This window comes from Aquitalea sp. S1-19 (assembly GCF_024343515.1).
In genome coordinates, this window is the sequence record NZ_RJTZ01000123.1 from 1 (window position 1) to 8,687 (window position 8,687).

General features: G+C 57.2%; 12 protein-coding genes. 2 read left to right on the forward strand and 10 right to left on the reverse strand.

Going from position 1 to position 8,687, the window contains the following annotated elements; translation table 11 throughout:
• The 10 genes from era to rpoE form a co-directional block, all read right to left on the reverse strand.
• A partial coding sequence (era, locus tag EGI20_RS15015) for a GTPase Era (RefSeq protein WP_498632425.1) occupies nucleotides 1-353 on the reverse strand: 353 nt, incomplete at its 3' end.
• The gene (gene rnc / locus EGI20_RS15020) at nucleotides 350-1,057 is read right to left on the reverse strand and encodes a ribonuclease III (protein WP_160796025.1); all 708 of its coding nucleotides are present in this window, start codon (nucleotides 1,055-1,057) and stop codon (nucleotides 350-352) included. The genes rnc and era, both read right to left, overlap by 4 nt.
• 3 nt (nucleotides 1,058-1,060) lie before the next feature.
• Nucleotides 1,061-1,435: a DUF4845 domain-containing protein gene (locus EGI20_RS15025; protein ID WP_498632427.1), complete on the reverse strand. Its 375-nt coding sequence runs from the start codon at nucleotides 1,433-1,435 to the stop codon at nucleotides 1,061-1,063.
• 149 nt (nucleotides 1,436-1,584) lie between these two features.
• A complete protein-coding gene (lepB, locus tag EGI20_RS15030) occupies nucleotides 1,585-2,565 on the reverse strand; it encodes a signal peptidase I (RefSeq protein ID WP_498632431.1) in 981 nt (326 codons plus the stop codon).
• Nucleotides 2,566-4,359: a translation elongation factor 4 gene (gene lepA / locus EGI20_RS15035; RefSeq protein WP_124734374.1), complete on the reverse strand. Its 1,794-nt coding sequence runs from the start codon at nucleotides 4,357-4,359 to the stop codon at nucleotides 2,566-2,568.
• 71 nt (nucleotides 4,360-4,430) lie between these two features.
• Nucleotides 4,431-4,682, reverse strand: coding sequence for a glutaredoxin family protein (locus EGI20_RS15040; protein ID WP_124734375.1), 252 nt, complete (start codon nucleotides 4,680-4,682; stop codon nucleotides 4,431-4,433).
• A gap of 2 nt (nucleotides 4,683-4,684) precedes the next feature.
• Nucleotides 4,685-5,170, reverse strand: a complete 486-nt coding sequence (locus EGI20_RS15045; protein ID WP_498629994.1) for a SoxR reducing system RseC family protein — start codon at nucleotides 5,168-5,170, stop codon at nucleotides 4,685-4,687.
• On the reverse strand, nucleotides 5,167-6,123 hold the full coding sequence (locus tag EGI20_RS15050) for a MucB/RseB C-terminal domain-containing protein (protein ID WP_498629996.1): 957 nt from the start codon (nucleotides 6,121-6,123) through the stop codon (nucleotides 5,167-5,169). The genes EGI20_RS15045 and EGI20_RS15050 overlap by 4 nt, the downstream gene beginning before the upstream one ends.
• Nucleotides 6,123-6,605, reverse strand: coding sequence for an RseA family anti-sigma factor (locus tag EGI20_RS15055; RefSeq protein ID WP_498629998.1), 483 nt, complete (start codon nucleotides 6,603-6,605; stop codon nucleotides 6,123-6,125). The genes EGI20_RS15050 and EGI20_RS15055 overlap by 1 nt, the downstream gene beginning before the upstream one ends.
• A 2-nt stretch (nucleotides 6,606-6,607) precedes the next feature.
• On the reverse strand, nucleotides 6,608-7,207 hold the full coding sequence (rpoE, locus tag EGI20_RS15060; RefSeq protein WP_124734379.1) for an RNA polymerase sigma factor RpoE: 600 nt from the start codon (nucleotides 7,205-7,207) through the stop codon (nucleotides 6,608-6,610).
• 321 nt (nucleotides 7,208-7,528) lie between these two features.
• Here rpoE and prpB point away from each other — a divergent pair, with 321 nt between their 5' ends.
• Together prpB and EGI20_RS15070 are read left to right on the forward strand one after the other, a co-directional pair.
• Nucleotides 7,529-8,407: a methylisocitrate lyase gene (gene prpB, locus EGI20_RS15065; protein WP_498630000.1), complete on the forward strand. Its 879-nt coding sequence runs from the start codon at nucleotides 7,529-7,531 to the stop codon at nucleotides 8,405-8,407.
• Between the two features lie 36 nt (nucleotides 8,408-8,443).
• Nucleotides 8,444-8,687 (forward strand): citrate/2-methylcitrate synthase (locus tag EGI20_RS15070; protein WP_498632429.1); only part of this gene is annotated, 244 nt, incomplete at its 3' end.

Consider the following 8,687-nt stretch of genomic DNA (forward strand, 5'->3'; position numbering starts at 1 on the left):
ACCGGGATTTTCTTCGGCAACAGCGCCATTACTTCGCGGTCAGCCGGGGTAAAGCGCTTGGCTTCCAAGACGAACATCACGCAATCGACATTGCCCAACGTGTCCTTGACGCTCTTGTTCAAGGTCTCGTTCAGTGCGCCGCCGTGAAAAGTCTGGAAGCCCGGTGTATCGACAAACACGAACTGGCTGTGATCGGTGGTATGGATGCCGGTCACGCGATGGCGCGTGGTCTGCGCCTTTTTGGAGGTGATGCTGATCTTCTGGCCTATCAGGTGGTTCATCAGCGTCGATTTGCCCACATTGGGACGGCCGACGATGGCCACAAAGCCGCAGCGATAAGAGGTTTCGGTCATTTCTTGCCCAGTTTGAATTGTGCTTCCAGTTGCAGCAGCGCCTGTTCGGCGGCCTGCTGTTCGGCCGCGCGCCGGCTATTGCCTTCGCCGCTGGTATCGATGCCCAGATCACCCAGCTCGCACGCGACTTTGAAGTGCTGCTCGTGCGCCTCACCCAACTGGCTCAGGATGCGGTAGCGCGGCAGCGGATATTTGCGCGCCTGCAGTGCTTCTTGCAGGCGTGTCTTGGCATCTTTGGCATGGCGGGTCGGGTCAATCGCTTCGACCCGCTCGCGGTACAAATGGCGCACCACGGTTTCGGCTGCGGCAAAATCCGCGTCAAAACTCACGGCGGCAAAGGTCGCCTCCAGCGCATCCGCCAGAATGGACGGCCGGTTAAAACCGCCGCTCTTAAGCTCGCCCTCGCCCAGATACAGCTCGTCCCCCAGCTTGAGCAGCTGGGCCAGTTCGGACAGGGTCTGCTGATTCACCAGATTGGCGCGCAGACGCGATAGCTCGCCCTCGGTCAATTGCGGAAAGCGGTCATACAGCATGCGGGCGACGGTATAGTTGAGAATACTGTCGCCGACAAACTCCAGTCGCTCGTTGTTGGGCGTGCCGTAGCTACGGTGCGTCAAAGCCTGACGCAGCCACTCGGGACGGGTAAAACGGTAGCCTAATGCCTCGCTGAGGCGGCGAAATCGGATATCTTTATGTTGAGTCACGGCTTAGGGTTGCATGCCGGCTTTTTGGCCAGCGTGAATGTTGAAATCGAAAAGCAGGCTCACATTGGAGACCATCGGTACTTCACGGCGCCAGGCAACGGTAATGGCCGGCTGCTGGCCGACCGGCGCGTAGATGCGCAAGTCTTGCGGCTTGATCGAGCTGATATCGTTTACCCCGGCACGGCGGGCAAATTCCTGACGCAAGCCCCACTCGCCCTCGGGCGCCGGATTCTTGGCCATATCATTCAAGGCATTCTTGATCTCGAAATACTCGGAATAAACCGGTACCACACGGAAAAACCCCAGTATCAATGCACCAGCCAGCAGTATCGTCATCAAAAGCGACACCACAGATAAACCGTATTCCCGAGAACGCATACGCTCTGCTCCTGTTTTTAGCTGATAGTTATCATGGCGACGAAAGCCGCATTCTAAACCTGCTGGCACGCGCGGCCAAATGTGGCGAATGAAAAAGCCCGGCCCCGCAGCGGTACAGGCGGGAACCGGGCAGTCAAAAGGCGAAACCGTTACTCTATTTTCATTCCGATGCGCGAAAAATCACCGAAATTCATCCAGATCAGGAAAGCTTTGCCCACTAGCAGATCATCGGCAACAAAGCCCCAGTAGCGGCCATCCAGACTGTTGTCGCGATTGTCGCCCAGCATGAAGTAGTGGCCCTGTGGCACTTTGCACACAAAACCGTCTTCAGCATACTGGCAATTATCGCGATACGGGAAGTCGCGCACCTGTGCCGGATCATAGACTGGCGCCTGAGGAATCTTCAGCACCTTATAGGTCTTGGCCTCAGGTGTGGATGGCAGGGTTTCAATGTACTGGTCGTTCCGTATCATCGCCAGACCCTGCTCCAGATAGTCATAAGTACCATCCGCCACATCCGGCACGGCCTTGCCGTTGATAGTCAGACTCTTGTTGCGGTACTCGACCGTGTCCCCCGGCAGCCCGATCACACGCTTGATGTAATCGACGCGCGGGTTAGGCGGGAAATTGAACACCGCCACATCACCACGCGCAACTTCATGCACCGGCACTATCACCTTGTTCAGCACCGGCACCCGTATGCCGTAGGTGAATTTATTGACCAGAATGAAGTCGCCAACAATCAGCCCCGGCCGCATGGAACTGCTGGGAATCTGGAACGGTTCGGCAATAAACGAGCGCAGCAGGAATACCACCAGAATGATGGGGAAAAAGCCCTTGGCGTTGTCGACCATATGGCCGGGCTCTTCGCCCGGCGCTCGGCGGCGTGCCAGATAGAACTTATCCAGCGCCCAGCCAAAGCCGGTCACCAGCACAATCACCAGCATCACGGCTGAAAAGCTCATCCAGCTCGACAGCACGCCGAAGCAGCCGACCAGCAAGGCGATATAGCCCCACTGCACGGCAGCCGGCCACTCTTTGGCGCCCGCCTCTTTCTTGCCGGCCGACGCGATCAGCGCAATGCCGACTACCGCTACAACGACAAACACCCAGAACAGATTCCCGCTCACTTATTTGTCCCCTACTTGCAAGATGGCGAGGAAGGCTTCCTGCGGAATTTCCACATTACCCACCTGCTTCATGCGGCGCTTACCGGCTTTCTGCTTTTCCAGCAGCTTTTTCTTACGGGTAATATCGCCGCCATAGCACTTGGCCAGCACGTTCTTACGCAAGGCCTTGATGGTTTCGCGCGCGATAATGTGCGCACCGATGGCCGCTTGCACCGCGATATCGAACATCTGGCGCGGAATCAGTTCGCGCATCTTGGCGGCAACGGCACGGCCGCGGAACTGGGCGCTCTGACGGTGCACGATCAGGGACAGCGCATCCACCTTCTCGCTATTGACCAGAATATCCAGCTTGACGAGGTCGGATGCCTGATATTCCTTGAAGTCGTAGTCAAGCGATGCGTAGCCGCGGCTGGTGGACTTGAGCTTGTCGAAGAAGTCCATCACCACTTCATTCATCGGCATATCGTAAGTCAGCATCACCTGGCGGCCCAGATACTGCATATTGCGCTGCACGCCACGCTTGCCGTTACACAAGGTCATCACCGCACCGACATACTCCTGCGGCAGCAGGATATGGGCGGTAATGATGGGTTCGCGGATTTCTTCCACCTTGGCAGGATCCGGCAGCTTGGACGGGTTTTCCACATGGATCACCTCGCCGTCCTTCATCAGTAGCTCGTACACCACGGTAGGTGCCGTGGTGATCAGGTCCATATCGAACTCGCGCTCGAGACGTTCCTGCACAATTTCCAGATGCAGCAGCCCCAGGAAACCGCAACGGAAGCCGAAGCCCAGCGCCTGCGACACTTCCGGCTCGTACTTGAGCGAAGCATCGTTCAGTTGCAGCTTTTCCAGCGCATCGCGCAGATTATCGTAGTCGTGGCTTTCCACCGGATACAGACCGGCAAACACCTGCGACTGGACTTCCTTAAAGCCCGGCAATGCTTCGGCCGCCGGCGTTTTCATCAAGGTAATGGTATCGCCCACTTTGGCCGACTTGATGTCCTTGATACCGGCAATGATAAAGCCCACCTCGCCGGCCCTAAGCTCGCTGCGCTGCAAGGCTTTAGGCGTGAATACGCCGACCTGCTCGCACAGATGCTCGGCACCGGTGGCCATGAACTTGATCTTGTCCTTGGGCTTGATCACGCCGTCCTTGACACGCACCAGCATCACCACGCCGACGTAGTTATCAAACCACGAATCGATAATCAGCGCCTTGAGCGGGGCATCCACATCGCCGACCGGCGGCGGAATCTTGGCAATCAGGGTTTCGAGGATATCCTCGATACCGATACCGGATTTAGCCGAAGCGCGCACCGCATCGATGGCCTCGATACCGATGATGTCTTCGATTTCCTGACAGACGCGCTCTGGCTCGGCAGCCGGCAAATCGATCTTGTTCAGCACCGGCACCACCTCGACCCCCAGGTCGATGGCGGTATAACAGTTGGCAACGGTCTGGGCTTCTACACCTTGCGAAGCGTCCACGACCAGCAGCGCGCCTTCGCAGGCGGACAGCGAACGCGACACTTCATAGCTGAAGTCGACGTGTCCCGGTGTGTCGATCAGGTTGAGGTTGTAGACCTCGCCATCCCGCGCCTTGTAATGCAAGGCTGCAGTCTGCGCCTTGATGGTAATGCCACGCTCTTTCTCAATATCCATTGAGTCGAGCACCTGGGCGCTCATTTCGCGTAGATCCAAGCCACCGCAGAACTGGATAAAACGGTCAGCCAGCGTGGATTTGCCGTGGTCGATATGGGCAATGATAGAAAAATTGCGTATGTGTTTCATCAGGCTCGCAGACAACAAAAAGACGAGGGCACGTAGTGCGCCCTCGTACAGGTATCAATTAGTGCGCGATTCTAGCGGATTTCGCCGGCATGTGCAGCCAAACGTTCCGCCAGAGCGGCTTCATCCAAGTGCCAGTGGCAGATCTCGCCCTTTGCATCCAGCAACACGGGCACCAGTTCGTTGTACTTTTCTTCCAGCACCGGGTCGGCATCCACGTCGACAATATCCAGCTCAAAGCCGTAGCGCGCCTGCCAGGGCAATAGTGCATCACGCATGGCATGGCACAGGCTGCAATAATCGCGGAACATCAGCGTCAGCGTCATTTTTACTCCAAGGGCCGGTTTTTTGAACGGCAAGTACGAGCCGGCGCGGCCACAATGGCGTCAGGGTCCAGCTTACTGGCAATATGAGGCTGAAAACGCCCATCCTCCGACAGGCGTTGCGCCCGGCGGCGCACCAGCAGCAAGCTCAGCAGCAAGCAACCCAAACCGGCAAGCGCCGACGCCATCTCGCCAAACAGTGCGCCCAGCAGCGCGCCGGCGAACAAGGCTAACAGCGGCAAGACATACATCAGCAACACACTTTGTCTCAGGCTTTTTTCCGGCACGGCCACCATCACCTGGTCCCCGGCCCCTACACCCAGGCTATCCAGCACCCGGAACACCGGATCACGCCCGCTAAACAGGCGCGCGATACTCAAGGAACGACAACCGCCCTCAGCATCACACTGACCGCATGGCGAATGCGGCTTGGGCTCGACCCAGGCCGCACCGGGCTCGACGCGCAATACGCGTGCTTCGGTTTCAATCATGATTTTTTAACAAGCCGCAGATGACGGGCAATGGCCTGCAAGCCGGCATCAGGCAGATCCCCCACCAAGGTCAAACGGTACTCGCCCTCATTGTCTGTAGCTACCGAAATAGGCCCATGCGTCAGATGAGGCGCCGGTTTGGCATCCTTGGCATACTCGACAAACAGAGAAAACACGGCCAGACCATCGCTATACACCCGGTGCTGAACCGGTGGTGCACCATCATTACCCGGCATTTTACGCATGACAGAACGCAGCAGCCGAAAACCCGGCGGAATGCCTTTGATCTCTAGCGACTCCACTCCCTCTTCAGCCTTCACGGCAGAAGCAGAGGATGCTGCGCTTAAGGGATAAACCGGCTGCACACTCACCTTGGCGCGCGGTGCGCGATCATCCAGATCAATAAAGCTGAACAACTCGACCACATCCTGCTGTGCATCCAGCGTGACCCACTTCAGCGGCAGCTGACTGGCCTTATCCAGACAAACGCGCTGTGTATAGCGCTGCCCGGCTTCCAGCGATTTCAACTGCCACCATTGGCATTCGCGCGACGCTACCCTATCCGAGCCCAAGCGGCTTAGGGCATAGCCATCAGCCAGCATGGCCACATTATCCGGCAGAATGGCCGGAAACAGCTTGGCACTGCTTATTTTTGCTGCCAGCAGCGAATGCTCGTCCGGAGCGGACGTAATCAGCACGTCGCCATGACGGATAATCTCGCGCGGCAAGCCATCCAGCGAAACACGGCGCTCCCTGACTTTCCCCTTGCTGACTGAACGCTGGATACGGAAGGTCTCGGATGCAGAACCTATCTGGTGCAGGTAACTGCCGGACAATGTTTGCTGGCGTGCAACCTGCGCAGCCTTGCCAAGCAAGGCCCAGTCATCATCAGGACCGGCCTGTACCAGAGGTGCCAGCAACATGCCGAAAAAAACACAAAACCTGAACTGCATCAATGTGCTGCCTTGTCACGCGCTGGCACATAGGCAACCCGCCGCTGCGAGCCGTCTATTGTCCCCGCCATTTCCTGATGCGCCAGCAGATAAGGTGCATCTACCGCTGTAGCCGGGCTGAACACCTGGGCTTCGCTTGCTTTGGCCACCACCATTTCCGACTCATCCTGCTGCCAGCCCATCCAGCCGACAACGGCCGCGCAAGCAACCGATGCGGCCAATGCATAATGGCGCAGCTTTCGGGAAGGCAAAGGCCAGCGTCTGGCCGGCGCCAAAACAGTAGGCTCATCACGCAGGCGCTCACTGACTTCGCGCCGCACATCCAGCGCAAGACCCCCGCCCCCGCGCATGGCATCCCCGATCAGCTGATAGGTATCCCAGCTATCCTTCAATGCCTTATCCGCCTGTAAATCCGTGATGGCCGCGTGTGCCGCTGCATCATCCAGCGCATCGTCCATCAAAGCAGAGATATTTTCTTTCATCACTACCACCTCTTGTCTTTTGCCGTATCCAGCAAGGGGCGCAACTGCGTTGCAATCGCTTCACGCGCACGGAAAATACGCGACCTGACCGTACCAATCGGACAATCCATCACTTGGGCGATTTCCTCGTAGCTGAGACCATCCATTTCACGCAGGGTAATTGCCGTACGCAACTCCTCAGGCAACGCATTCACCGCCTGGTTAACCGTCTCCACGATCTGGCGGTTCATCATGTCCGCTTCGGGCGTATGGTAATCCGGCATCTGATCGCCCAGATCAGCGACCTCGCCATCTTCATCCTCGACCCCGGCCTTGAACACAGGTCTTCGACCATTGGCACTGAGAAAGTTCTTGGCCGTATTGATTCCGATACGATATAGCCAAGTGTAAAAAGCGCTCTCACCCCGAAATGACGGCAATGCCCGGTAGGCCTTGATAAAGGCCTCCTGTGTCACATCCTCAATGTCCGCGCTGTCCTTGATAAAGCGCGACAACAAGCGCCCCAGGCGTCTTTGATACTTGGAAACCAACAAATCAAAGGCGCGCTTCTCCCCACGCTGGACGCGTTCCACCAATTGCTGATCGAGTTCCCGATCACTCATTCTTGTTTACAGCTCCTGATTTTTTCTATGCTTGCTGTCCAGATTTTTATAGTCATCTCTTATGACTCCTCTGCTCCGGATAAGTTCGACCGTAATAAGCCGTCACCTTAACAGAGCACATTGCAAAGCAAAACCGACAAGCACCAGCTTCTGACCATTGCACGTACTTCCAAACGTGCGTTTACCAGACAAAAACACAACAAGCGGCAAAAAAACAGCTGGGTGCAAGAAAAATAATGCCCTCGCCATTTACGAACTTACCAAGCACTTGCTAGAATTTGGAATAATCACTCAGCCAACACATCATCAAGGAGCCGCCAGATGCATACCCCGGGTCAACGTTTCCGTCTTGCCGTCGAGCAGGAAAAGCCGCTGCAGGTTGTCGGCGCGGTCAATGCCTATTTTGCCCGTCTTGCCGAGCACTCCGGCTTCAAAGCCATTTATCTGTCCGGCGGCGGTGTCGCCGCCTGCTCCTGCGGCATTCCCGATCTTGGCATCACCACCCTGGAAGACGTACTGATCGATGTACGCCGCATTACCGACGTCACCGAACTGCCACTCTTGGTCGACATCGATACCGGCTGGGGCGGCGCATTCAATATCGCCCGTGCCGTGCGCAACCTGGAAAAAGCCGGTACCGCCGCCGTGCATATTGAAGACCAGGTCCAGCAAAAACGCTGCGGCCATCGCCCTAACAAGGCCATCGTCAGCAAGGAAGAGATGGTTGACCGCGTGAAGGCCGCCGTCGATGCCCGCCGTCAGGATATGGTGATCATGGCGCGCACCGACGCACTGGCAGTCGAAGGCCTGGAATCGGCCATCGAGCGCGCCATCGCCTGCGTCGAGGCCGGCGCCGACATGATCTTCCCCGAAGCGATCACCGATCTTGCCATGTACAAGCAGTTTGCCGAAGCGGTGAAAGTGCCGGTACTGGCCAACATCACCGAGTTCGGCTCCACCCCGCTCTATACCACCGAACAACTGGGCAATAACGGCGTCTCACTGGTGCTCTATCCGTTGTCGACCTTCCGCGCCGCCTCCAAAGCCGCGCTGAATGTCTACGAGGCACTGCGCCGCGACGGCACCCAGGCCAATGTGGTCGACACCATGCAGACCCGTATGGACCTGTACGATCACCTCGGCTACCACGACTACGAACAAAAACTGGACGCCCTGTTTCAACAGGAAAAAAACAAATAATCCGCGTCCGCCCCGCTATCTGCAAAGGAGAATCACATGACTGAAGTCGTCATCGGCAAGCCGAAAAAATCCGTCGCCCTGTCCGGCGTAGCCGCCGGCAATACCGCACTGTGCACCGTTGGCCGTACCGGCAATGATTTGAGCTATCGCGGCTACGACATTCTCGACATCGCCGACCGTTGCGAATTCGAAGAAGTCGCCTACCTGCTGGTTCATGGCAAGCTGCCCAATGTGGCTGAACTTGCCGGCTACAAGGCCAAACTCAAGGCGCTGCGCGGCC